Origin of the sequence: Heyndrickxia vini (assembly GCF_016772275.1) — a bacterium.
GTDB lineage: Bacteria > Bacillota > Bacilli > Bacillales > Bacillaceae_C > Heyndrickxia > Heyndrickxia vini.
Window position 1 is genome coordinate 2961662 of record NZ_CP065425.1, and the last position, 24985, is coordinate 2986646.

Annotated in this window: 22 protein-coding genes; 8 read left to right on the forward strand and 14 right to left on the reverse strand. The window is 36.0% G+C overall.

Features of this window, described 5'->3' with window-relative positions:
* Window positions 1-12: 12 nt before the first annotated feature.
* The 9 genes from I5776_RS14845 to I5776_RS14885 form a co-directional block, all read right to left on the reverse strand.
* Window positions 13-801: a serine hydrolase gene (locus I5776_RS14845; protein ID WP_202777161.1), complete on the reverse strand. Its 789-nt coding sequence runs from the start codon at window positions 799-801 to the stop codon at window positions 13-15.
* Window positions 802-803: 2 nt separating this feature from the next.
* Window positions 804-1811, reverse strand: a complete 1008-nt coding sequence (locus I5776_RS14850) for an ABC transporter ATP-binding protein (protein WP_202777162.1) — start codon at window positions 1809-1811, stop codon at window positions 804-806.
* Window positions 1812-1826: 15 nt separating this feature from the next.
* Entirely contained in the window at window positions 1827-2729 is a 903-nt protein-coding gene (locus I5776_RS14855; RefSeq protein WP_202777163.1) for a C40 family peptidase, read from the reverse strand.
* Between the two features lie 324 nt (window positions 2730-3053).
* Window positions 3054-4691, reverse strand: a complete 1638-nt coding sequence (locus tag I5776_RS14860; protein ID WP_202777164.1) for a peptide ABC transporter substrate-binding protein — start codon at window positions 4689-4691, stop codon at window positions 3054-3056.
* A 35-nt stretch (window positions 4692-4726) separates the two neighbouring features.
* A complete protein-coding gene (locus I5776_RS14865) occupies window positions 4727-5740 on the reverse strand; it encodes an ABC transporter ATP-binding protein (RefSeq protein WP_425490280.1) in 1014 nt (337 codons plus the stop codon).
* A 1-nt stretch (window position 5741) separates the two neighbouring features.
* Window positions 5742-6695 carry an ABC transporter permease gene (locus I5776_RS14870; RefSeq protein WP_202777166.1) on the reverse strand — a complete coding sequence of 318 codons (954 nt, stop codon included), beginning with the start codon at window positions 6693-6695 and terminating at the stop codon, window positions 5742-5744.
* 6 nt (window positions 6696-6701) lie between these two features.
* Entirely contained in the window at window positions 6702-7628 is a 927-nt protein-coding gene (locus I5776_RS14875; protein WP_202777167.1) for an ABC transporter permease, read from the reverse strand.
* A gap of 348 nt (window positions 7629-7976) precedes the next feature.
* Entirely contained in the window at window positions 7977-8903 is a 927-nt protein-coding gene (locus I5776_RS14880; protein ID WP_202777168.1) for a dipeptidase, read from the reverse strand.
* Between the two features lie 10 nt (window positions 8904-8913).
* Window positions 8914-9615: a gamma-glutamyl-gamma-aminobutyrate hydrolase family protein gene (locus I5776_RS14885; protein ID WP_202777169.1), complete on the reverse strand. Its 702-nt coding sequence runs from the start codon at window positions 9613-9615 to the stop codon at window positions 8914-8916.
* Between the two features lie 151 nt (window positions 9616-9766).
* Between I5776_RS14885 and I5776_RS14890 the strand changes: the two genes are divergently transcribed.
* The 4 genes from I5776_RS14890 to I5776_RS14905 all read left to right on the forward strand — a co-directional run bounded on the left by I5776_RS14890 (window position 9767) and on the right by I5776_RS14905 (window position 15583).
* A complete protein-coding gene (locus I5776_RS14890) occupies window positions 9767-11836 on the forward strand; it encodes a CocE/NonD family hydrolase (RefSeq protein WP_246483800.1) in 2070 nt (689 codons plus the stop codon).
* A gap of 26 nt (window positions 11837-11862) precedes the next feature.
* Window positions 11863-12813, forward strand: a complete 951-nt coding sequence (gene corA, locus I5776_RS14895) for a magnesium/cobalt transporter CorA (protein WP_202777170.1) — start codon at window positions 11863-11865, stop codon at window positions 12811-12813.
* Between the two features lie 285 nt (window positions 12814-13098).
* Window positions 13099-13698 (forward strand): LysE family translocator, encoded by a 600-nt coding sequence (locus tag I5776_RS14900; RefSeq protein ID WP_202780812.1) that lies wholly within the window; start codon window positions 13099-13101, stop codon window positions 13696-13698.
* A gap of 211 nt (window positions 13699-13909) precedes the next feature.
* Window positions 13910-15583, forward strand: a complete 1674-nt coding sequence (locus I5776_RS14905) for a glycerol-3-phosphate dehydrogenase/oxidase (protein ID WP_202777171.1) — start codon at window positions 13910-13912, stop codon at window positions 15581-15583.
* 29 nt (window positions 15584-15612) lie between these two features.
* Here the strand turns inward: I5776_RS14905 and I5776_RS14910 are convergent, their stop codons facing one another.
* Window positions 15613-16113, reverse strand: a complete 501-nt coding sequence (locus I5776_RS14910; RefSeq protein WP_246483801.1) for a GNAT family N-acetyltransferase — start codon at window positions 16111-16113, stop codon at window positions 15613-15615.
* A gap of 187 nt (window positions 16114-16300) precedes the next feature.
* Here I5776_RS14910 and I5776_RS14915 point away from each other — a divergent pair, with 187 nt between their 5' ends.
* On the forward strand, window positions 16301-17596 hold the full coding sequence (locus I5776_RS14915) for a hemolysin family protein (protein WP_202777172.1): 1296 nt from the start codon (window positions 16301-16303) through the stop codon (window positions 17594-17596).
* A gap of 137 nt (window positions 17597-17733) precedes the next feature.
* Here I5776_RS14915 and I5776_RS14920 read toward each other — a convergent pair whose 3' ends face one another.
* Complete coding sequence (locus I5776_RS14920) at window positions 17734-18228, reverse strand: PCYCGC motif-containing (lipo)protein (protein WP_202777173.1); 495 nt, start codon at window positions 18226-18228, stop codon at window positions 17734-17736.
* 186 nt (window positions 18229-18414) lie between these two features.
* Here I5776_RS14920 and hmpA point away from each other — a divergent pair, with 186 nt between their 5' ends.
* Complete coding sequence (gene hmpA, locus I5776_RS14925) at window positions 18415-19695, forward strand: NO-inducible flavohemoprotein (protein ID WP_246483802.1); 1281 nt, start codon at window positions 18415-18417, stop codon at window positions 19693-19695.
* A gap of 80 nt (window positions 19696-19775) precedes the next feature.
* Here hmpA and I5776_RS14930 read toward each other — a convergent pair whose 3' ends face one another.
* The 3 genes from I5776_RS14930 to I5776_RS14940 form a co-directional block, all read right to left on the reverse strand.
* Window positions 19776-21191 (reverse strand): SpoVR family protein, encoded by a 1416-nt coding sequence (locus I5776_RS14930; protein WP_202777174.1) that lies wholly within the window; start codon window positions 21189-21191, stop codon window positions 19776-19778.
* 124 nt (window positions 21192-21315) lie between these two features.
* Window positions 21316-22545: a TolB family protein gene (locus I5776_RS14935; RefSeq protein WP_202777175.1), complete on the reverse strand. Its 1230-nt coding sequence runs from the start codon at window positions 22543-22545 to the stop codon at window positions 21316-21318.
* Window positions 22546-22810: 265 nt separating this feature from the next.
* Complete coding sequence (locus I5776_RS14940; RefSeq protein WP_202777176.1) at window positions 22811-23908, reverse strand: MFS transporter; 1098 nt, start codon at window positions 23906-23908, stop codon at window positions 22811-22813.
* Window positions 23909-24137: 229 nt separating this feature from the next.
* Between I5776_RS14940 and I5776_RS14945 the strand changes: the two genes are divergently transcribed.
* Together I5776_RS14945 and I5776_RS14950 are read left to right on the forward strand one after the other, a co-directional pair.
* Entirely contained in the window at window positions 24138-24401 is a 264-nt protein-coding gene (locus I5776_RS14945) for a YhdB family protein (RefSeq protein WP_107920800.1), read from the forward strand.
* Between the two features lie 156 nt (window positions 24402-24557).
* Window positions 24558-24977: a disulfide oxidoreductase gene (locus I5776_RS14950; protein WP_202777177.1), complete on the forward strand. Its 420-nt coding sequence runs from the start codon at window positions 24558-24560 to the stop codon at window positions 24975-24977.
* The last annotated feature ends 8 nt before the right edge of the window (window positions 24978-24985 follow it).

The window sequence follows — 24985 nt, forward strand, 5'->3', positions numbered from 1 at the left end:
TTTTTATTTTCGTTATTGAATTAAATAATCATATACTGCCTTACCGATTCGGGCAATAACTTGCTTCCCCTCAAATTGATTATTTAATTGATCGATTAGTACTGTAATTAATACTTGATCGTCATTATGCCTAATAATTGCAACATCATGCTCAACACCGGGGATTTCCCCTGTTTTATTAGCGACAAATACATGATCCAGATCCATCATTGCAGGTAATTTATCTTGAAACTGCTGACCGGTAAGGATATTCAATATTTCATGACTACTCTTTGAAGTAAGAAATCGATTTTCCGCGATTTCCTTTAGGAATTTTACCATATCGGATGCAGAAGTAACATTATCTAATCCCTTATCCCTGGCCACATAATCCATTAATCTTCTTTCTAGTTTTGTATGTTTGCATCCTAGAAGTTTATTAAATTGATTAATCGTTTCCTGACCAATTAGATCAATCATCATATTTGTTGCCGTATTATCTGAAACGATAATCATTAATGTCAAAAGATCCTTAACTGATAAAAGGGTTCCTTCTGTTAAATATTGAATAACGCCGGCCCCCCCTACTTTATGATCCGGCTTCACCACTATTTTCTCTTCTAAATCTATTTTCCCTAATTCAGCTTGTCGATAAGCAGCTATAATAACTGGAATCTTTATTAAGCTAGCAGAAGACATTTCGCGTTCACTATTTTTACTAATTATCGTCTCTTCGTTTATTTCTACGACTATGCTTACATTGCCTATTGACTGTTCGATAATCCCTTCGATTTGTTTTCTTAACCTTTTTGCACTTCTCATTATCATGATCCACTCGTAAGTAGTGCTTCTTTATTCATTCCAGGGTGATTATTGTATAAGTGACAGGCGACAAAATGTTCTTCTTCTATTTCTTTCCATTCTGGAATTTTCGATTGACATATATCAATTGCAGCCGGACATCTCGTTCGAAATACACACCCACTCGGAGGATTTATCGGACTCGGTATTTCCCCTTTTAAAATAATTCTTTCACGTTTATCTTCAATTTCAGGATCTGGTATTGGGATTGCTGAAAGTAATGCCTGTGTATATGGATGAAGTGGATTTTTATATAAATTACTACTACTTGTTAATTCCACTAAATGTCCAAGATACATGACACCTATGCGATCACTAATATGTTTTACCATTGATAAATCATGAGCAATGAATAGGAAAGTAAGTTTTTTCTCTTTCTGAAGCTTTTTTAACAGGTTTACTACTTGCGCTTGAACAGAAACATCTAGCGCTGAAATCGGTTCATCAGCAATTATAAACTCCGGATCTAACGCTAAAGATCTTGCAATCCCAATACGTTGACGTTGCCCTCCGCTAAATTCATGAGGGTAGCGATTTGCATGCTCGCGATTTAAACCGACATCTTCTAAAAGTTCATAAACCCTTTGACGTCGTTCTTCTTTATTTTTAAATAATCCATGCACTTCCATTGGCTCAGAAATAATCTCTTGTACTGTTGAACGTGGGTTTAATGATGCATACGGATCTTGAAAAATCATTTGTATTTTACGATTAAAGGCAAACTGTTCCCTTTTATTTAATAGGTGAATATTTTTCCCTTTATATAAAACTTCACCTTCAGTAGGTTGATACAGCCTCATTATTAATCTACCAGTTGTTGACTTTCCGCAGCCTGATTCCCCAACTAGTCCGAAGGTTTCACCCTCATTTATATGAAAACTAACATTATCAACCGCTTTTAACCATGCCCCTTTTCCAACTTCAAAATGCTTCTTTACATGATTAATTTCTAAAACTTTGTTTATCTCCATATGTATACCTCCAAACTAGATCCAATAGCGACTTGCTGCACAAAGTTCTTTCTTATATGTTCCGGCTATTTCTTCTATCACGATTGATTTCCCAGTATTCGGTGAATGAATCATTTTCCCTTCTCCGTAATAAATAGCGACATGATGAATATGCCCTTTTCCTTCATCATAAGCAAAAAATAGTAAATCACCTGGCTGAATATGTTGAATCTCTACATTTATTCCTCCATCTGCCTGCTCATGTGCATCCCTTGCGATTATACGGCCAGCAGCCTTACACATCGAATAGCTGAATCCGGAACAATCAAAACCGAATCCACTCATCCCTCCCCAAAGATATGGAAGTCCGATAAATTTTTCCGCTTCGTGAATAATAAATTCCCCATTTTGTTTAGGAATTTCGTTTGCTTTAAAAATATGAATATCTTCATTTTTCAAGTAACCGTAACCGGAAGGTACTTTAACTTTAATATAATCTTCACGTATTTCTACTATTGGCAATGCCGTTTGATAACTGACTTCCATCCATTTGTTATTTGGATCTTTGTACAGGGTGGCTATTGGTTGATAAACTACGGCTACTTGATCAAATTTATCTTCTTCCTCTTCTTTTTTCATTAATTGATTCAACGGAATCCATCCAGGGTAGCCACGGTCATCCTTCTTACTTAATTGACTTGGAATTACACAGAATGCCCAATCTCCGTTAATCTCTAATACTTGAACCTCTTCACCTAGTAAAACTTGAGATTGCACCAGATTGTCATTGCAAAGATCTAGTTTTGTATCATAAGTTAATGAATGTAGCCATTTTGGGATATCTACTGGATTTGAAATGGCATCCACATCTATTTGTCTCGCTGAATCTTTCGATGTCCATAAAGTTGCAACTGCTACATTTATTTGATAAAGTTCCATATTCCCCTCCAAGGTTTACTTTATTTGAGGAAAAAACCTTATCAACAGATACGCATGATAAGGTTTCTTCCAAGTTCCAATAATCTACCACTCTATTTATTCAATGGTTGTTTTCGTAAAGTTTGTGTTTGGGTCTCAACACTGACCGTTCCTTTCCGCTACAGGCACTTGCTTTCCACGGGAAGGAAGTCGAGCCTCCTCGACGCTACGCGTCTGTGGGGTCTCGACCTTTCCTCTATATCCCGTAGGAGTCAAGTGCCTTTTGCTCCAATCCACTCAGCGTTTTCAATAATGTTACGTGTATCAATCCCTTAGAAAAGATCTCTACTCAATATATGCCCATTTTAGTTCTAAGTAGCCAACCGGGTGACGAACAATGCCTTTTACATTGTCTTTTTGTAATGTCACTTGGTTATAGAAATGGATTGGGATAATCGGCATTTCATCAAATAGAATTTTTTCTGCTTCGTGCATCATTTCAAATCGTTTCGTTTCGTCTGCTTCATTTTTCGCATCTTTAATTAACTGATCAAACTTTTTATTGCTCCATGCTGTTCTATTCATCGTATGTCCTGTTTGGAAGTTTTCTAAGAAGTTAATTGGATCCGCATAATCAGCTAGGAATGAACTTCTTGATAACTGGAATTTAAATTTTTTCTGTTCTTCTTGGAAAACATTCCACTCCATATTTGCTAGTTTAATATCGACACCTAAATTTTCTTTAATCATTGCTTGCATTGTTTCAGCGATTTTTTGATGGGCAGGGCTTGTGCTGTATGTTAGCGTGATTGCAGGAAGTTTCTTATAACCTTCTTCCTTCATTCCTTTTTCTAATAACGCTTTTGCTTCTTTTGCATCAAATTTAATTAAATCTCCACCCGCTTCACGAAAATCCTTTCCATCTGGTTGGTTAAAACCATTTGAAACAAAACCGTGTGCAGCTTTTTCTTTATTTTTTGTGACGAAATCAACGATTTGCTGTTGATCGATTGCCATTGCAAACGCTTTTCGAATATTAACATTTTGGAAAGGCTCCAATTTTAAATTGAAACGATAAAAATACGTTCCCGCTTGATCTTCAATTTGTTCTTTGCCTTCTTTAAAGATTTGTTCACTTGCTTCAGCTGGAATACCGGAAGTGTCTAATTCATCATTTTGATACATTTGATATTCTGTCGTAGCATCATTAACCATTGCCCATGTTACTTTGTCTAATTTAACATTAGCCGCATCCCAATAATTTTCGTTTTTGGCCATTTCCATATTGCTGTCATGTTCCCACTTCGTTAATTTAAATGGACCGTTCGCAACAAAAGAATCTGCCTCAGCAAACCATTTTGGATTAGCTTCAGCCACCTTTTGATTAATCGGGAAAAATGCTGGATTAGCAATGACACTTAAGAAATATGCTTGAGGACTTGTCAATACAACCTCAAACGTTTTTTCATCCACCGCTTTTACTTTGACATCATCTATTTTACCTTTTCCGGTATTAAACGCTTCTCCACCCTCAATGAAATATCCTAAGAATGATGCTGGTGATCCTGTTTTAGGGTCAAGAAGGCGCTTCCACGCATATTCGAAATCTCCTGCAGTAACTGGATCCCCATTCGACCATTTTGCATTTTCGCGAATATGGAATGTATATGTTTTTCCATCCTTACTAACATCCCATTTCTCTGCAGTTGCTGCTTCTGGATTATGATCCTGACCTAATCTTGTTAACCCTTCCATTAAATTGTTTAAAGAGCTCCATGAATACGAATCAAATCCAATTGGTGGATCAAACGAGGTAGGTTCTGCCCCATTATTTAGCCGTAATACTTGTTCTACCTTTTTATCCTTATTATCGTTCTTATTCGTGTCTTTCTCGTCCTCTTTACCAGCTTCTTTTGAAGTGGTACATGCTGCTAAAGAAAAAACGAGGAAAAGCGTCATTATTGTACCGATAAGCTTCTTCATCATACTCCCCCTTATATTCTTTAATATTATTTCATCTACGAGCTCTGGCCCATAGTCGAAATCGAAAGCTGTCTTGCCCTTTCATCTTGAAGCCAGCAGCTAACATGATGATTGGCTGAAAAACTGTACGTATCAGGATAAACTTTTTCACATACTTCCATAGCAAACGTACATCTGGCAGTGAATGGACAACCGATTGGCGGTGCAAACAGATCAGGTGGTGATCCTGGTATCGGAACCAATTCCTCATCTTCTAAATCAAGTCTTGGAACCGAACTTAATAGTCCTTTCGTATATGGATGCTTAGGTTTATAAAAAATTTCCTTCCTCGTTCCTGTTTCAACAATTTTCCCGGCGTACATGACAGCGATTCGATCGGCAACTTGAGCAACCACACCTAAATCATGAGTAATCAAAATAATCGATACGCCTGTTTTCTCTTGAATCTCTTTAAATAACTCAAATATTTGAGCTTGGATTGTTACATCCAAGGCGGTTGTAGGTTCATCAGCAATAATAATTTCCGGTTCGCAAATTAACGCCATCGCAATTACAATACGTTGCCTCATCCCACCACTAAATTGATGAGGGTATTGCTTTAATCTTTCTTTGGGATTTGAAATGCCAACTAACTGAAGAATGGAAAGAACTTTTTTTATCGCTTCTGTTTTTGATATATTTTGATGCTGTCGAATCGATTCAATTAACTGATCGCCTATCGTTAATGTTGGGTTCAATGCGGTCATAGGATCTTGAAAAATCATAGAAATTTCTGCTCCGCGAATCGACCTTAACCCTTTTTCACTCATCTTAGTCAAATCCTTATTTTTATAAAGGATGGCACCATCTGTTATTTTCCCTGAAGATTTTGGAATCAAGCCGATGATACTTTGTGATGTTACACTTTTCCCGCATCCCGATTCACCGACAATCGCTAATATTTCACCTTTTTTCAATTCTAGGTGAACACCTCTTACAGCTTGAACTGTTCCTCCATAGGTTGAAAATGACACATGCAAATTCTGAATTTCTAGGACGTTCTCCATCATTCTACCTCCTTAACTTCGGATCTAGCGCATCCTGTAAGCCATCACCAAGAACATTAAAAGCAAACATTGTTAATGAAATAAAGAATGCAGGGAAAAATAATGTCCACCAATGTCCCGACAAAATGGCAGGTAATCCATCATTTGCCATCACTCCCCAACTGGCAAAAGGAGCTTGTATCCCTAAACCGATAAAACTTAAAAAAGCTTCTGCGAAAATAGCGCTTGGAACGGTTAATGTCATTTGCACGATAATAGTTCCCATCGTGTTAGGTAATAAATTTTTTCGGATAATTCGAGCCGTTTTCGTCCCAAAGGTTTTGGATGCTAATACATATTCATAATTTTTGATTTGCAGCACCTGGCCACGGACAATCCTTGCCATACCAACCCATCCAGTAACAGATAAAGCGACAATGATTGTTTTTAATCCCGGCCCCATAACTACCATAAGCAAAATAACAACTAACAAATATGGCAATCCATATAATACCTCTACGACTCGCATCATATAATGATCAACTTTTCCACCTTTGTACCCGGCTATTCCGCCGTAAATGACCCCAATGATGAAATCGATGAGGGCTGCCATAACACCAACAAATAAAGAAATTCTCGCTCCATACCATGTCCTCGTGAAAACATCTCTCCCCAAATTATCTGTCCCAAACCAGTGTGTGGATGAAGGAGCGAGATTTTGGTCTTTGAGCGTGACCTTGGTAACACTTTGAGGCGAAAACATTGGACCAATGATTGCCATGATAATGAGAAGAACAAATATGATTAGCCCAAACATCGCTAATTTATTTTTCAATAATCTTCTCCATACATCTTGCCAATAAGAGATGCTAGGGCGGACAACTGCTTCGGCGATGCCTTTTTTCTTATTCACTGGAACGAACCATTCAGTTGGTATATTGGGTCTAATTTGCTGATCCTCTTGTTTTAAAGCGCCCACTCAAGTTCACTCCTTTTTATGTAACTTAATTCGTGGATCTAGCACGCCATACGCTAGGTCTACAACGAATAACATTAAAATAAGAAATACACTATAAAAGACCGTTGTTCCCATAATCACTGGATAATCACGGGTATTAATACTTTCCACAAAATATTTCCCCATTCCAGGAATAGCAAAGATTTTTTCAATAACAAAACTTCCAGTAAGAATTCCTGCTGTTAACGTACCAAGTATCGTAATAACAGGCATAAGAGCATTACGAAGTGCATGCTTTATAACTATTTTTACCGGAGATAGACCTTTCGCCCTTGCCATTTTAATATAGTCCTGCGTTAATACTTCAAGCATACTTGAACGGGTTAAGCGTGCTATAATCGCCATCGGACCTGTTGCAAGAGCGGCTGTTGGTAAGATCATATGCTTTGTACTTGCCCAAGTAGCTGCGGGTAGTAGATGCCAATTAACAGCAAATTGTTGAATTAATAGCGTAGCCATTACAAAGTTTGGAATCGATATACCTAATACTGCAATTGTCATAGCTAAGTAATCAATCACTCCATTATGTTTTAATGCAGCTAAAACACCTAAGATAATCCCTGATATAACAGCTATGATTAGCGCAGTTATACCTAATTCAAAGGAAACTGGAAATCCTCGCCCTAACATATCGTTTACTGTTTGGGACGGCTTTTTAATGGAAGGTCCAAAGTCGAATTGTGCGATTGATTTTAGATAAATGAAATATTGCTCATAAAGTGGTTTGTCCAAATGATAATGTGCTTCTAAGTTTTTGCGCACATGTTCATTTGTATTTCGTTCTTCATTAAAAGGAGAACCAGGAATTGAATGCATTAAAAAAAAGGTTAATGTCGTAATTACCCAAATTGTAATGAGCATGGCTACGAATCTTTTAACTATGTATCTTCCCATTACATGATGCACCTCCCTCTATGTATTCGGTTACATTTTAATCAACTGAAGAATTGATATATTTAGATTATATTAATTTATCAAAATTTTCAATACAGATTCAAAATAAGTTTTAGATTGGTTTTTCTTTATACTCTTTTCGTAAAGTTTGATGTTATTGATTAGTATGAAGGAGATTGTGATTTCCGCTCCAGGGTGCTCGCTTTCCGCGGGGCGGGCGGTGAGCCCGCAGGAGTCTCGCACCCTTCCGCTCCAATCAACATGGCGTAAATATCAACACTGAACTTAGGGTAAATATATAAGAAAGGCAATCAGATAGACTGAATGCCTTTGATATGAATATTCGACTTATTTCGGACGATGATTAAGAAAGTTCTTATAAGCGAAACCTTCTACTTGTTCCTCTGAATAGTATTTTAATAGTTCATTTACTAAGTTTTGATATTTTGAGGAGTCTTCTAGATTTTTTACCTTTGTCGAGATTCCGTCAAAATCGGAACCAAAACCGATTTTGTCAACACCGCCTAATGAACAAAAATGATCAATATGTTTAATAAGGTCAGGTATGGTTGCCTTTTCACTTTCATTTATAAATGGTGGATTAAAAACAACATGAATTAAGCCGTCTTTTTCAAATAATGCTCTTGCTTGCTGATCTGTTAAGTTTCTAACATGATTACATAGTACTTTGGCATTTGAGTGGCTGGCGATTGGAAAATCAGCTATTTCAATCACATCCCAAAATGCTTTTTCGCATAAATGAGAGACGTCGGTTAATATACGATGCTGATTATTGAATTGCACAATTTCTTTACCGAAAGATGTGAGTCCAGCGCCACGTGGCTCCCCTGCCCCATCAGCCGCTAGATTTGCGTTATTCCAAGTAAGACCAACAGATAAAACACCTAACTCATGCAAAATACTAAGTTTTTGTATATCATTTCCGATTGCATCGACGCCTTCCAAGGTTAGCATCGCACCTATTTCATTTTCTTTTAATTGATCAAAATCACGCCAATTCATAATCTGCTTCATTTCAATGTTCTTGGCTAAAACTTCATTTTTTAAATAGTAAATTTGATCAAGGGCAGCCTGAAATTTCTGATCCGATTTAATATCTGGATCAATAAAGATTGCAAAGGATTGTACTTTGACATCTCCTTTTTGCAATCGAACTTTGTTCGTGTCCAATTCTATTGATTCTGAATAGCGTAAAGTGCCCTTTGCATCCGCTAATTTCATTAATGCATCACAATGTAGATCGATAATTTGCATTGTTTTCACCTCATATACTAGATTGAATGAATCGTTGAAAGATTCTTTGTGAGATCGGATCGCCATGGACAGCCAATGGCTCTGGATGCCATTGAAGTCCCACTACAAATTTATGTGTTTTACTTTCTATCGCCTCAATAACACCATCTGATGAACGAGCAACCACTTCAAATGGCTTAGGAACCTTCTTGACAGCTTGGTGATGAAAAGAGTTCACTTTAAATTGAACTTGACCTGCAATTTCTGCTAGTAAACTATTTTTTTCTACTTGAACATAGTGAGACAAATGATACCTTACCGCATTTTGGCTATGCTGAAGGACAGGCGTGTCAATCTGACTATATATATCTTGGTACATATCCCCTTCAACAGCTATATTTAATATTTGAATTCCTCTGCAAATGGCTAAAATTGGCTTATCAAGCTTAAGCATATGTTGAATTAATTCTATTTCATAATGATCCCTTCCAGGTGAAATCGACCCTAATTTTTGATGAGGTTCTTCACCAAATAGTGTAGGATCAATATCTCCTCCACCAGATAAAACTAATCCATCTAATTTTTTCGCTAAATGGGCTGCATCGCCAACCACTCCTGCTGGCAATATGACTGGAATGCCGCCGGCTTGAATGACAGACTGTAAATAGTCATTCCCAAGTGTATGCTTCCAATCAAATTCCACATGCGCTGTAATTCCTATAAGAGGCTTCACTTGCTATCTCCCCCTTGTGTCATTTTCTTTTGTACGTAAGGTCATTATACTTTATTTTATCAATAAAATATTATGAATGTTGTAAATATTTAAAAGGAATCTTTAACTATTTCGAGAATTGTTATTTATATAAAGAGAGGGAGGGATTTGCTTGGAGCTTTTCTATTACGTTTCGGGGATATTACAGGCGAAAATACTAATGGGAGAAAAAATAGAGATTCACACTATAAATAAAAATATGAATTCATGTGTCTTTTCTATGGAGAGAATTCAAAACATCCTCCATGAAGGGAAGCATTTGAACTGGACGGAAAGAGAAACAGTATTATTGAATTCTGGTGAACAGTTTACACGCTATGAAAAAGTCGCAGATTCCGTCTGGATCTATGCGATGACTGGAGGAAAGCAACCAATTGATTTAGTAATAGAGCATAATCAAATTATTGCATTCCTTTATCATGAAGGGGTAGATAGTGCAGTCTTAGTTGTCCCGGGTTACGAACAATTAACACCGCTAAAAATGTGGAATCATTCCTTGCTTTCCAATGCTTCATTTGAAATTCAGCATATTGGTAAAATCGATATTGAGATGAGAGATGGTGTGAAATTAGCAACGGAGATCTGGCTGCCGAAAAATTTGAAATCGGGAACACGAATCCCTACGATATTGATTAGAACGCCATACGGAAGAATGTCATACGGATTAAATAAACTTCGTTTTGTCCAACGAGGATTTGCTGTCATTTCACAAGATGTGAGAGGACGGGAAGATTCCGAAGGAGAATGGCTCCCGATGTATCATGAAATGAATGATGGTGATGATACGCTAAATTGGATTGCTTCGCAAAGCTGGTCTGATGGGAATGTTGGGATGATTGGTTCCTCCTACAGCGGATTTGTTCAATGGGCTGCTGCAGCAAGTGGAAACCCCCATTTAAAAGCAATAATAAGCATTGTCACGGCAGGCACTCCATTTGGGGATTTACCTCGAAAAGATGGTCTTTATTCTTCCGGATTAATGGCATGGATTTTTATGATGGCTCAACAAAGAACAAATAGAGATGCATTAAAACGGGATGATTGGGATGAGGTGCTAGCCATTCGTCCGCTCAAGGATATTCCGAAAAAAGCACTCGGTTTTGACATTCCTTTTTGGAATGAGTGGATGGAACATCCTGACTACGATGAGTTTTGGGCATCCTTTGATTGGTCAAAACTAGGTGAAAAAATCAATGTACCTTCCCTTTATATTTCTGGTTGGTATGATGATGATGGAAATGGCACGACAGAGGCATGGGAGCTAAATCAGCAACATCAACGTGAGAATCAAAAGTTAATTTTGGGGCCGTGGTATCATAATGCAAATGCTACACGTGAGATTCATCATGTCCAATTTGGTTTAAATGCGATTCGATATGATCTTGATCTATTATGTCAGCGTTGGTATGATCGCTTTTTGAAAGGAATTGAAAATGGAGTAGAAAGAGAAACACCCGTTGAATTTTATACAGTTGGTGAGAATCAATGGAAAAAGGCCGACAACTGGCCTCCTATCAATGTGGATTTAACAAGCTTTTATCTTCAAAGTAAAAAATGCGCTCAAACAAGATTCGGTGATGGCACAATAAGCATCTCCCCTTCAAAGATTGATGGCAGTGATCATTATCTATTTGATCCGAAGGACCCTGCCCCCTATTTAATAGATGTGTCAGAAAATGAGTGCAGTGTTCCGGAAAATTATCGGGACGTAGAAATTAGAAAAGATGTGTTAGTCTATACTTCCGAACCTTTGAATGAGGAGATTGAGATCGCCGGTGATATTTACGCAATCATTTATGCTGCTACTTCTGCAAAAGATACCGACTGGTTAGTTCGGATAACCGATGTCGATGAAATGGACAATTCCATTCGCCTATCGGATGGAATGATTCGCGCTAGATATCGATCATCCTATGAAGATCCAAAATTAATTACTCCTCATCAAATTGAAAAATATGAAATAAAATTATCTAAAATTGCTCATTTATTTAAGAAAGGGCATCGTATCCGCATTGCTATTACGTCCGGAGCAAAAAATGCTTCTTTTCCGAATCATAATACCGGAAACAATCCGGCTACTGACAAAGAATGGGTAATAGCAGAACAAACGGTTTTCCATTCAGAGCAATATCCAAGTCATATCAAATTTCCAATTGTGGGTAAAATGGGGCATACTAAATAAGAGTATTTATAGTAAGGAGTACACCCATGATTAGAACGTTAGCAGTTACAAAAACTTATGAGTTACTATACGATGTTTCGCTTGAGGAATTATCTTCTTCCAAATATATATGGTATTGGATAGACTTCGATCGTCCTACCGAAGAAGAAATTTTGAAATTAAGAAATCCATTAAAATTTCATCCTCTAGCAATTGAGGACTGTATTCATAAACTTCAAAGGCCAAAATTAGATTATTATGAAGATCATACATTTTTTGTTATGCACAGTCTCCATCCTGATGAGTTAGTAAAAGAAGAAATCAATATTTTTCTAGGAGATAATTTTGTTGTTACTTTTCACCATCACAAAGCAAAGGAAATTACTGAGGTATGGAATCGCTTTATCGAAAGCGAATCCTTGGAAAATTGGGACTCTTACCTTATTTTATATGAAGTGATGGACAAAATTGTTGATAATTATTTTCCGATTATTTATAAGTTTGAAGATCAGCTTAATGAAATTGAGGACAATTCTAAAGATGAAACAATGGAAGTGTTGTTAGAGAGTTTATTTGATACGAGGCATGATCTGCTATCGATGCGAAATACGGTCACACCTATGAGCGATTTACTATATCGCATGTTAAATTCCCACCGTTTAGAAGGGATTCAAAAGAGAATCGCCTATTTTGCCGATATCCACGATCACTTGTTAAAACTTGCTGGCATGATCGATTCCAGTCGGGAATTAACAGCAGACATTAGGGACAGCTATCTATCATTAAACGCACATCAAACAAACCGTGTCATGAAAGTTCTTACAGTAATCACCACCATCTTTATGCCGTTAACACTAATCGCAGGAATTTACGGAATGAACTTTGATTACATGCCCGAATTACATGGGAAATTTGGCTATTTCATTATCCTATTCATCATGTTTTTTATTGGAGCAGGCATGTCCATATGGTTTATGAAAAAGGGTTGGTTTAAATAAAAGGATTTTTTTAAAAGATTGTTGCTTTTAAAAAAACGCAGAGTGGATTGGAGCGGAGGGAGCTTGACTCCTGCGGGAAATAGAGGAAAGGTCGAGACCCCGCAGGCGCGATAGTGCTGAGAAGGCTCGACTTCCTCCCCGCGGAAAGCAAGCTCCTGCAGCGGAAAGAAACGGACAATATTTTCACATTTTCAATACCCGTATGACGTGGTAAAATATAAAATATTCAAAAGAGTGATTTAAAAGGAGCTGATAAACGTGTCTAACTTTCTTTTGTTTACTTTTATGTGTATTTGCTTAATTATTTTACCAGGTCCGGATACTGCAATTACAACAAAAAATACATTAAGTTTTGGAAGACAAGGTGGATTTCAAACTCTTTTTGGAACATGTTGTGCACTATGTGTTCATACCTTTGCGGTTATCGTTGGACTATCGGCAATAATCGTTAAATCTGCTATTCTTTTTTCTATTATTAAATATGTAGGTGCCATTTATTTAATCTATTTAGGGATAAAAACATTATTATCCATTAAGCAAGACATGAACAGTGATGCGACTGAAGTAAAAAGCAACAAGAGCCAATCTCTTTTTCTTCAAGGCTTTTTAACAAATCTATTGAACCCAAAAGTTGCCGTATTCTTTTTAACTTTTCTACCTCAGTTTTTAAATCCATCGGAGAATTCGTGGAGTCAATTTCTTATAATGGGAATCACATATATTGTTCTGACAGTGATTTGGTTTCTGGTGTATATTACGTTAATTCAAAGAATCAATGTCTTTATGAAAAAGCCTAAAACTCAAAAATTTATTCAAGGGATCACAGGCGTAGTTTTAGTCGGCTTTGCGATAAAACTTGCTTTTGAAAAGGCCGCTTTCAAGTAGACGGAAACCCGGCACAAATATTAAAGAAAATTAATATTGTAGACATTTAAAATTATGGTAAAATGAAATCAAGTTAATGATTTGGTTGGAGATTCAGAGAGACCACACAACATTTTAGTACGATTACTAATATGCTTGTTGTGGTCTCTTTTTGTATTCTTACTTTTATTACTTATGTTTATGGAAACGATCCTACAAAGGGGGGATTCAAATGAAAAACACTTTTTCAGAAAATACCCGAACTGAAAACTTTGAACAAATGAGCAAAGGTAAATACGATCTTTTCATTATCGGTGGAGGGATTACCGGTGCGGGGATTGCTTTAGACGCTGTTACACGCGGGATGAAAGTTGCTTTAGTAGAAATGCAGGATTTTGCTGCCGGAACATCGAGCCGATCGACCAAACTTATCCATGGAGGGCTCCGTTATTTAAAACAATTTGAAATAAATGTTGTCAAAGAAGTTGGAAGAGAACGTGCAATTGTTTATGAAAATGGCCCTCATGTAACTACACCTGAATGGATGCTTCTTCCCTTCCATAAAGGCGGAACTTTCGGCGGTTTTACCACTTCCATCGGACTGAAATTATATGACTTTTTAGCACAAGTAAAAAAAACAGAACGCCGTACAATGTTATCTGCTGAAGAAACCTTACAGAAGGAACCCCTAATTAAAAAAGAAGGATTAAAAGGTGGCGGCTATTATGTCGAGTACCGTACAGATGATGCGAGATTAACAATCGAAGTAATGAAAGCTGCTATAGAAAATGGGGCTAATGTTGCTAACTATGCGAAAGCGGAACAATTTATTTATGATAGTCACAAAAAAATTATTGGTGTAATTGTTCGCGATTTATTAACAAATAAAGAGATTGAGATTCATGCTGCAAAGTTTGTAAATGCCGCAGGGCCTTGGGTAGATCAAGTTAGAGGAATAGATTACTCAAAAAACAATAAACAATTGCGATTAACAAAAGGAATTCATCTAGTTTTTGACCAATCTGACTTTCCATTGCGACAAGCAGTTTATTTTGATACACCAGATGAACGAATGATTTTTGCTATTCCACGTGATGGTAAGACATATGTTGGGACAACTGATACCTTTTATGATAAAGATACTGCTCATCCAAAGATGCTTTCATCTGATCGTGATTATATCATTAATGCTATTGGCTATATGTTCCCGGATGTAAAAATTACAAAAGACGTTGTAGAATCCAGTTGGGCGGGGGTTCGTCCACTTATTTACGAACAAGGCAAAGATCCTTCCGATATTTCAAGGAAGGATGAAATATGGGAAGCGGACAGCGGCTTAATTACGATTGCGGGCGGTAAATTGACCGGATACCGTAAGATGGCTGAAAATGTCGTTGATATAGTAGCAAAAGAAGTATCTGCCACACAGCAAAAGAATTTAAAACCATGTCAAACCATTCACTTTCCTATTTCTGGAGGGAATCTAGGTGGTTCCTCCAATTATAAATCCTTCATTAATAAAAAAGCGCATGAAGCCATTCAATTTGGATTAACTGAAGAAGAAGGATATGCACTTGCAAGTAAATATGGTACAAATGTTGATTATCTATTCGACTATGCAATGAATTATAAGGAACTCGTCGAAGACCGGTTAACACCTTTTGTATACGCACAACTGATGTATGCAATTGAAAAGGAAATGGTCCTAAAACCTGTCGACTTCTTTATTCGACGTACGGGTGCTCTATTTTTTAATATTAACTGGGTAAAAAGATGGAAAGAGCCTGTTCTTGCAAAAATGGAAGAAGTGTTTGGTTGGGATCCGGAACAAACGAAAGAATATACCGCTGAATTAGAAAAAGAATTAAAAGATGCGGTTGTACCAATTGACGAGCAAGTATTCTAAAAATTGAGGGGTGAACCCTTGAAAAAAGTTCACCCTTGTAACTGTTTCTGATATTTACTGTGTTCATTCGTAATGCCAAGAAATTCAAATCCATTATTTTGATAAAATTGATTTAGTTTTTTATTGAATGCGACACAATCTAATTTCAAATATTTCTTATCTGTTTGAAGATGCCCTTCTTCCAACCATTTAAAAACGTCTTTCCCAATTCCATGCTTCATATAATTTGGCTTAACGGCAAGTCTATGTAAATAAATAGAATCCGCTGGAGCTTCCCCCCAAATTTGTTGGTCCCACTCATTTTGCTCGGAGTATAATGTGAAAGTCGCAACAATTTCCGAATCCATTATTGCCACATATGTCAGCTGATCAGCAATACAATGGATGATTTCTTGATCTTCTCCCCCATCTAATAAATATTGCCACTGGTCAATTCCTTGCTCTTGTATCCATGTTGCTGCTTCTTTTAATAGACGAATGATATAGTCTCCCTCTTCGATAGCAGCCAATCTAATATAAAATTTGTTCAATCGAATCTTCCCCTTCTTATTTATACATCTTATCTTAATTTAAAGGATTCATTGGTGTATAATCAATAGTTTTCGATATTTATACAAATAATTAGTTCTCTTTCCAATCTTCTAAATGATATATTTATTGTGTATAAATAAAAAACATTTCACGGAGGTGAACCCTTCACATATGTGGAGGAAATAATTGGACATAGTAAACTTAATGGTTTTGGTTATTTTAATTGCATTAACAGCATTTTTTGTGGCTGCTGAGTTCGCTGTTGTAAAGGTTCGTACAACAAAAATTGATCAGCTAATCCAAAATGGAAATAAGACCGCAATTTCAGCAAAAACAGTAATAACTCATTTAGATGAATATTTATCTGCTTGTCAGCTCGGCATTACGGTAACAGCACTCGGAATTGGATGGCTAGGGGAACCATCGGTTGGAAAGATGTTAGAGAAGTTTTTTCACCAATGGAATTGGTCACCTTCCACATCACACTTAATTTCCATCATTGCTACATTTTTTATTATTACATTTTTACATGTAGTTATCGGAGAGCTGGCACCTAAAACACTTGCTATACAAAAGGCAGAAACCATCACTCTTTTAGTTTCAAAACCATTGATATTGTTTTACAAACTACTCTATCCATTCATTTGGGCACTTAATGGGTCGGCCCGTTTCATTACAGGATTATTCGGATTGAAACCTGCTTCCGATAATGAACAAGCACACTCTGAAGAAGAACTACGCCTTATTCTTTCTGAGAGCTTTCAAAATGGTGAAATTAATCAATCTGAATATAAATACGTAAATAATATATTTAAATTTGACGAAAGAATTGCTAAAGAAATCATGGTACCGCGTCCTGAAATTGCGACTATATCTATAGATTCAACAATTAAAGAAGTATTAGAAATAGTTAATTTTGAAAAATACACCCGATATCCAGTAATGGACGGCGATAAAGATAATATTGTCGGTATAATTAATACAAAAGAATTGATGGCAGCATGGATCAAAAAAGAGATCACGTCAGGAAATATCTCGATTGATCGTTTTGTTAAGCCTGTCATACGTGTTATCGAGAGTATTCCCATTCATGAGCTTTTAGTAAAACTACAAAAGGATCGCACACATTTGGCTATTTTAATTGATGAGTATGGTGGAACTGCAGGTCTAGCTACGATTGAGGATATTCTAGAAGAAATTGTTGGTGAAATACGAGATGAATTTGATATTGATGAAATCTCAGAAATCAGGAAAATTTCCGATGGACAATACTTATTCGATGCGAAGGTACTCATCCGTGAAATAAACGACTTATTAGGGATTAACTTAAATGAAGACGATGTTGATACTATTGGCGGATGGATCCTAACACAAAAATATAATGTAAAAAAAGATGATATCATTGAAAAAGAAGGATATTATTTCAAAGTAAAGGAAATTAACGAACAACATATTTCCTATGTTGAAGTAACTAAAAAATAATTAATAATCATTAAATAATTTAATTAATAAGTACCTTTTTGAACTGCCCGACATGTGTTAGTAAGGAAACTAACATATGATTAAGCCATTTCAATTAGGTACTTTTTTCATTTAGTAGGATACTGATCTACTGTCGCTCATGCTTCCGGCATTGGTGTCGGTGTTGGTTTAGCATAGCCTTCTTTATACTTTTCATCAATACTTTTGCGAATCTCTTTCATCGATTTGCCTTTATTGTAATCTACGATTGATTGTGCCGCAATTTCTAAGCACACATCACAATTCACTCCATGTTCGTCCCAAACAACGGCCCCATTTTTTTTATTCTCTTGTATAAAACAATCATAATTGCTTTGATGCCCCATCTCTCCACAGCCACAATAACAAGGCATATGCTCTAATAATTCTTGATGTGAGGCGGCAGCTTGATAGATCGTTTGCACTGTTTCTGATGTATTATCTAAAAATGTTGGTAAAACATCTTTACTCGTTGTCTCTTCCCCCATTGGCATAGTATGTTCAACAGTTTTCTTTTCGTGTGATTCCTTGCTTCCATCTTTTGAGCTGGTACAAGCAGAAAGCACAAGTATCAAAGCAAAAAGTAATAAAAGCATCTTTCTATCTTTATACATAATTTCCCATCCTTTCACAAAATTATCTTATCTTTATTTTAAAAATAATTAAAAAGGGAAACAAGCTTTATGAAAGAAATGACATAAAACGATCACACGCTAACTAATTTTCCCAAAGTAATTCATTCATATAAGGGGAAAATATCAATTGTACCTACTTATTGGCTAAGAAAGGATTGAAAACATTTGAATCAAGCAGTAGAAGAAAAACATGAATGGAAAGATATATTAAAAACCGTAAAAAAGTTAGATCCAAAAAAATTAGAAATTGTTAAAACAACCCTCCCGATTGTTCAAGAACATGGTGAAAAAATTACAAAACAATTTTATAAAAGATTATTTGAAAATCATCCCGAATTGAAAAATATTTTTAATATGACACACCAAATAACCGGCCATCAACCGAAAGCATTAGCAAATGCGGTGTATGCAGCTGCTGCTAATATTGAGGATATGAGTGCCATTATGCCCGCTTTAGAACGAATTGGGCAAAAACATCGAAGTTTACAAATTAAACCTGAGCAATATCCAATTGTAGGTGAAAATTTATTAGGCGCCATAAAAGAAGTACTTGGGGATGCTGCAACGGATGAAATTATCGATGCTTGGGCAGATGCATATGAAGTAATTTCAGATGTATTTATCCGAATGGAAAACCGTTTATATAAAACAGCTGAAACTCAACCTGGAGGATGGGCCGGGTTTAAAGACTTTATTATTGACCGGAAAGTGAAAGAAAGTGAGGTCATCACTTCATTCTACTTGAAGCCAAAAGACGGAAAGGAATTACCCCAGTATATTCCCGGACAATATATCACCGTAAAAATTGATATTGAAAAAGAGAAGTATACTCATTTACGGCAATACAGTTTATCCGATCGCCCTGGAAATGATTATTATCGCATCAGTGTAAAGCGGGAAGATCCAAAATCGGAAGAACTTCCTCCAGGAGTGGTTTCGACAGATTTACACGAATTATTTAATGAAGGTGATATTCTCCCAATTTCCTGTCCTTCAGGCGATTTCTACCTCGATATGAATAGTCATTCTCCTGTCGTGTTAATATGCGGAGGCGTGGGAATAACGCCATTAATGAGTATGCTCAATACGATTATTGAAAAACAACCAGACAGAAAAGTCTATTTCATTCATGCTGTTATGAATGGGAAAGTTCAAGCATTTAAGGATTATCTTAAACAAGTAGCAGCTAAAGAGCCTAATGTTGAAACATATTCCATATACTCAAATCCAACGGATGAAGACAAAAAAAATAAAGCGTTTGATAAAGAAGGCTTTATTACATTGGAATGGTTAAAAGAAGTATTGCCAAATCACGATTCACAATTTTATTTCTGTGGACCGGAACCGTTCATGAAGGTTGTGAATCGGGCATTGTTAGACTGGGGTGTTCCTAAAGAGGATATTCATTATGAATTTTTTGGCTCGTTCGGAGATTTAGAAGGATAAATTTATTAGATAGGAGTTTATCGCTCTCATTCTTTTTAAAAAAATTATTGGCAGCCGATACACTTCGACTGCCAATATTATTATAAATACTTCCTTTGAACACTACGTCCATCATACGTAAATAACATTTCCTTATTTTCCACAATTGATTCCAAATGGACCGTTCTTCCCCATACTTGATGAAGATACGGCAAGACCTTTTCTAAATATTTTAAATCCAATTCAATTCCTTCGAACCAATGTTTTAAATACAATTCCCCATTTTTCATATAATCGCCATCATTTACTGTAATATAAGGAAATCCCCCATTTACGCGGCTATTTACCAGCTGATCACGGACTTTTTTCCAATCTTTATCAACAATTTTATAATCGCGGCCTTGCTTTTGGAAAAGGTACATATCTTCACGCATGACCAAATCTTTCGTTAAATAATTCCTAAGAAATGAAATATCCCCTTCAATTTCCCGAACTTCAAACATTTTTTCTCTGCCTGATCCTGTTTTTTCTCCCCGTTTGATCATATCTTCTGTCGGATTATTGTATCGCTCCTCAATATCCTCAAAAATTTTCACACCTAAATAATAAGGGTTAATTCCTGTTTTGGACGGTTGGACAACACCTGCATTCAATTTAGCAAATTCAATCGCCTCATCGCTCGTTAAATCCATTTCACGAAGAATTCGTTGGTGCCAAAACGATGCCCAACCTTCATTCATGATTTTCGTTTCCAACTGTGGCCAGAAATATAGCATTTCTTCACGAATCATTGTCATAATATCCCTTTGCCAATCTGTTAATTCACGGCTGTATTGTTCGATAAACAACATAATATCTTTTTCTGGCTGTGGAGGAAACTTTTTTATTTTTTTCTTTATCTCCGTCTTTTTATCCTTTTTCTCGTCTAACGACCATAAATCATCATAGGGTGAGGAAACTTTTTTCTCTTCTTCCCATTCATCCTCCTCTTCAAGGGACCAGGTTAGTTTTGGTCTCATAAGTGATGGATCAATATGTTCTTCAATCGCAAGTACAGCATCGATAAATTTTTCGACTTCACTTTTTCCGTATTTAATTTCATATGCGCGTATTCGTTCTGCAGTAGCTGACATACTTTCAACCATATCACGCTTTGTATTTTGAAAGCGTACATTGTTTTTGAAAAAATCACAATGTGCCAAAACGTGTGCAACAATTAATTTGTTTTGAATAAGCGAATTTGAATCAAGTAGGAAAGCATAGCATGGATCAGAATTGATAACTAATTCGTAAATTTTACTAAGTCCCAAATCATAATGAAGTTTCATTTTAAAAAATTGTTTTCCAAAGCTCCAATGTGAAAATCGAGTGGGCATTCCATAAGCCCCAAACGTATAGATAATATCAGCCGGGCAAATTTCGTAACGCATTGGATAAAAATCTAATCCAAATCCTGTAGCAATTTCGGTTATTTCTGATATGGCGTATTCCAAGGCTTTCTGATCTTCATGATTCATCAATATCCCCCTTTTCCTCGGACTCCATTATCGATAACAGAGTATACTGTTGGAACAAACCTCTTACAACAATGTATGAAGGATATCGATAAATCATGTAGTGGAATTCGCAGCATAATTTTACTTAGTTATAAATATCTAACACATCTTCCCAGTCCCTTTTTTCATAATATTCAGGAACTGTATCAATTTGTTTAATATAGATTTTAGCCATCTCACCATTCGGCTTTGCCATCCACAAGTCTGTTTTTTTGCGATTAGATCGAAGCCACGTTAATCGATTTGCATTTGTCACGTATATTGGATGATAATCCCCATATCCTTTTTTAGGGGAAGTAATCTTTGCTTGCTCATTTTGTTTTGTATCTATTTTGTATAAAGAAGGAAGTGATCTTTTTTGAGGATTATTCGACCACTTCATCTCTTTCGCTCTGGATACTGTAAGAAGCGATGGATCTTGCCAAGTAAAATCCCAATCGACAAATCCTTTTGGAGTATACGAGCTCGATTTTATAGTCGGCAGTATCTTTATATTTAAATGTTTATTTTCAATGGCTATTCTTCCTTCCCCGCCAATATATCCTAAATAATTTTTCTCCGGTGCCCATTGAAACCAAGACTCATTTAAGATCATATCATCAAGCTTTGTAAAATTCGTTCCATCTGTACGAATAACGCAAAGCATATCATTATCCATTGACCAGGAAGCAGTTGGTGTGGCCAAAAAAGCGATCCACATTCCGTTAGCAGACCATTTAAAATGACTTGTTTGAATGGCGAAAAAATCAGAAGATTGTTTAGGTAGTGTATAGAAATGCTGAATTTTGGCAGGGTTGTTTTTTGCATCTATCGGTATTTTGTATAATTCTACACTTGTCCAACCTGTTGGTAACAAATTCGATGTTGAAGAAGCCAAAAATTCCTTTCCGTTTGGAAACCATGAATAATTACCTACACCGGATGCAACATTTTCAAATCCTTTGTTTAGTTTTTCTACATCGATTGTGTTGATATCGTTAAAAATTTGAAAAGCAATGGTATTTTTATTTGGGGACCATTGATAATTTGACGCCTCGCCTTGGTATAAGCGATATTGTTTTTTCAAATGAATATTATATGCCCAAAGTTCTTTGCCTTTTTTAAAGGCAATCCACTTTCCATCGGCAGACCATTTTGGTCCGGTTACATTTCCTTCTTTTGTGATTTGTTGTTCTTTATTTCCTACTTTCAGCCATAAATTTGTGTGTCTTATAAAGGCTACTTTGATTGTTTCTGTTTTTGCGAATAGTGGATCTGTATTTGTAAAAAGAAAGAAGCCAATCATTATAGCGATTATCCAGTGTTTTCGTTTCATTTTCTCACCTTCCCGACAAAAATTCTTCCATTACTTAGTTTCGCCTTTTTGTCGGGAAATATTTCGGTTTTGTTTTATTGGAATAAGTGAACCGTTCCTTTCCGCTACGGGAGCTTACTTTCCGCGGGGAGGAAGTCGAGCCTCCTCGGCGCTACCGCGCCTGCGGGGTCTCGACTTTTCCTCTATGTCCCGCAGGAGTCAAGCTCCCTCCGCTCCAATCCACTCTGTGCTTTTTTAAATCTACCATTTATTGCTAAAAGTAATTTCAAGGATGATGTCCTTTCTCCAATAAATAGTAAATACTTAAAACAATGGTCAGAATGCTTGTTATTACATACAGTGAACCTATGCCAAGTACATTAATTATCAATCCGAATGTTAATAGGCTAATCACCATTGCACATGTTAAAAGGAATTCATTTTGTCTTAAGATACCTTTTTTTATTAGTCTTGAAGTATGGATGGTTTCTCCAATTTGTGAGGTAACACCACCAAGTAGGACGCAAAAAACCATCCATAAATGATGTGTAGTAAAGGACATTACGAATAATATAATGCTCATACAAAATGTATTGACAATTCGTATCTTCCGTTCAAACAAAAGGAATGTTGAATGAAATTTCATGAGTAAAAAATAGGCAAACGTGATTCCGGTAAAAAACACGGAATTGAGAATTCCCCACCAAGTTACTTGATTGTGCATGAATAAAAAAAGAATGACTGCCGCCCAGGAGGTTTTAACCATGATTTCAATTATATTTATAATATGTATATTTTTACTTTTACATATTTGGTTTTTCCGAAGGAGAATAACCGAATTTTGAGAAGGAATAGTATAAAAAATAATTAAGCTAATCATGGATAAAATAATTGCAACGAAAAGGACATTTTCAATATTCCCTCTCAATAATAAAACAGTGCCGATAAACCAACTACTCAAAAGTGTGAGCGGGTCTAAATATGAATGAAACCCATTCGACTCTAACATATCTTCACGTTTTGGAATGAATGATTGCAGAGTATTTATGTTATGAATAAATAATCCATCAAGCGTTGCTATTACAAAGCTAAAAACAAGGAGTGGGAAGATCGTTATCCATTGGTTTATAACAAAAACAAAAAAAAGAATGAATACAATAATTTTTGTGCTCTGAAAAGCGAACATGTAATTATTCGCTAATTTTAATCCAAAACTATTCCCAAAATATTTACCCAATAGAACAAGACAACTAATAAATACCAAAAATAAAGGTGAATGTGTAAGTCCGAAAACGATAGAAATTAAAGAAATAAGGTAGAAAACCTCTGCATGCTTAATTAGAATTTTGGCCAGCCATAACATTCGAAAAACTTTAGTTTTCATCCCTTTTCCTCCAAAGTTTTGTTTCACTTCCTTCTTCATTTTACCTAACTATTCATACTATTCCTAGAATGATTATAATTAGTGACTATCCATGTCAAAATAAAACAACCATGTAGAATCAGCATCACCAAGTTTTTCAGCAACAAAAAATAGTAGTGATGCATATACTAATAACAACTCCTTAAAAGTGTTAAGTTATCCAGTTGATTGATAAAGGAGGAGGTTTGTTTTGAATAGTGTTGACTATGATCGTGCCCTTTACTATACCCATCGATCACAATGGGATAATTTATTGATTTTGATGGTACGAACAAAGGACGATATGCTTTCCAAGAGAATCGAGCATCTACTTCATGCGTATCATTTTTCGCACGATTACACAGTAATTGAACGTAACCTATATTCCCTGCTCCGCTATATTGATCACGCACATGAAATGAATGTATCAAATGATGTAATAAGCGCCGAAGCCGTTCATTATACAAAGGTATAAAAGAGAAAGATCGACAAAAGCGGCTTTTTCCACTTGGAAAAGCCGCTTTACATTTTACATTTCCTATAAATAAATAATATACTTTCTTTAAGAAATAATCGGTTAATCGATTATTTCAATTAGTACGAAATCAGAATTTAGTTAAGGAGTAACATTATGCAAAACAAATATATGCTTTGGAATTTTGCTTGGATTGTTTCAATTATTGCGATGTTAGGCAGTCTTTACTTTTCTGAGATAAGGCATTTCGTTCCTTGCGAACTATGCTGGTTCCAGCGAATTCTCATGTATCCTTTAACATTAATTATCGGAGTGTCTATCTTCAGAAAAGAATACCAGCTCTCACTTTACACTGCCATCTTATCAGGAATTGGAATTCTGACATCACTTTATCATTATTCCATTCAAAAAATTCCTTTTTTCAGTAGCCATGCACCTTCATGCGGACAAATATCCTGTACAGGTGAGTATATAAATTGGCTGGGCTTTATTACTATTCCTTTTTTAGCACTTATTGCATTTGTTTTAATCTTTTTATCCAGTATTATTGTTTATCGAGAATTCAATAAAAAATAAGATAAAAG

Bases quoted from the DNA above. Each gene is read 5' to 3' on its own strand.
- I5776_RS14850 (WP_202777162.1), bottom strand. From the start codon at position 1,811: ATGGAGATAAACAAAGTTTTAGAAATTAATCATGTAAAGAAGCATTTT.
- I5776_RS14935 (WP_202777175.1), bottom strand. From the start codon at position 22,545: ATGAAACGAAAACACTGGATAATCGCTATAATGATTGGCTTCTTTCTT.
- I5776_RS14875 (WP_202777167.1), bottom strand. From the start codon at position 7,628: ATGGGAAGATACATAGTTAAAAGATTCGTAGCCATGCTCATTACAATT.
- I5776_RS14920 (WP_202777173.1), bottom strand. From the start codon at position 18,228: ATGTATAAAGATAGAAAGATGCTTTTATTACTTTTTGCTTTGATACTT.
- I5776_RS14930 (WP_202777174.1), bottom strand. From the start codon at position 21,191: ATGAATCATGAAGATCAGAAAGCCTTGGAATACGCCATATCAGAAATA.
- I5776_RS14900 (WP_202780812.1), top strand. From the start codon at position 13,099: ATGTGTATTTGCTTAATTATTTTACCAGGTCCGGATACTGCAATTACA.
- I5776_RS14865 (WP_425490280.1), bottom strand. From the start codon at position 5,740: ATGATGGAGAACGTCCTAGAAATTCAGAATTTGCATGTGTCATTTTCA.
- I5776_RS14860 (WP_202777164.1), bottom strand. From the start codon at position 4,691: ATGAAGAAGCTTATCGGTACAATAATGACGCTTTTCCTCGTTTTTTCT.
- I5776_RS14940 (WP_202777176.1), bottom strand. From the start codon at position 23,908: ATGAAAACTAAAGTTTTTCGAATGTTATGGCTGGCCAAAATTCTAATT.
- I5776_RS14845 (WP_202777161.1), bottom strand. From the start codon at position 801: ATGAGAAGTGCAAAAAGGTTAAGAAAACAAATCGAAGGGATTATCGAA.
- I5776_RS14880 (WP_202777168.1), bottom strand. From the start codon at position 8,903: ATGCAAATTATCGATCTACATTGTGATGCATTAATGAAATTAGCGGAT.
- corA (WP_202777170.1), top strand. From the start codon at position 11,863: ATGATTAGAACGTTAGCAGTTACAAAAACTTATGAGTTACTATACGAT.
- I5776_RS14905 (WP_202777171.1), top strand. From the start codon at position 13,910: ATGAAAAACACTTTTTCAGAAAATACCCGAACTGAAAACTTTGAACAA.
- I5776_RS14855 (WP_202777163.1), bottom strand. From the start codon at position 2,729: ATGGAACTTTATCAAATAAATGTAGCAGTTGCAACTTTATGGACATCG.
- I5776_RS14950 (WP_202777177.1), top strand. From the start codon at position 24,558: ATGCAAAACAAATATATGCTTTGGAATTTTGCTTGGATTGTTTCAATT.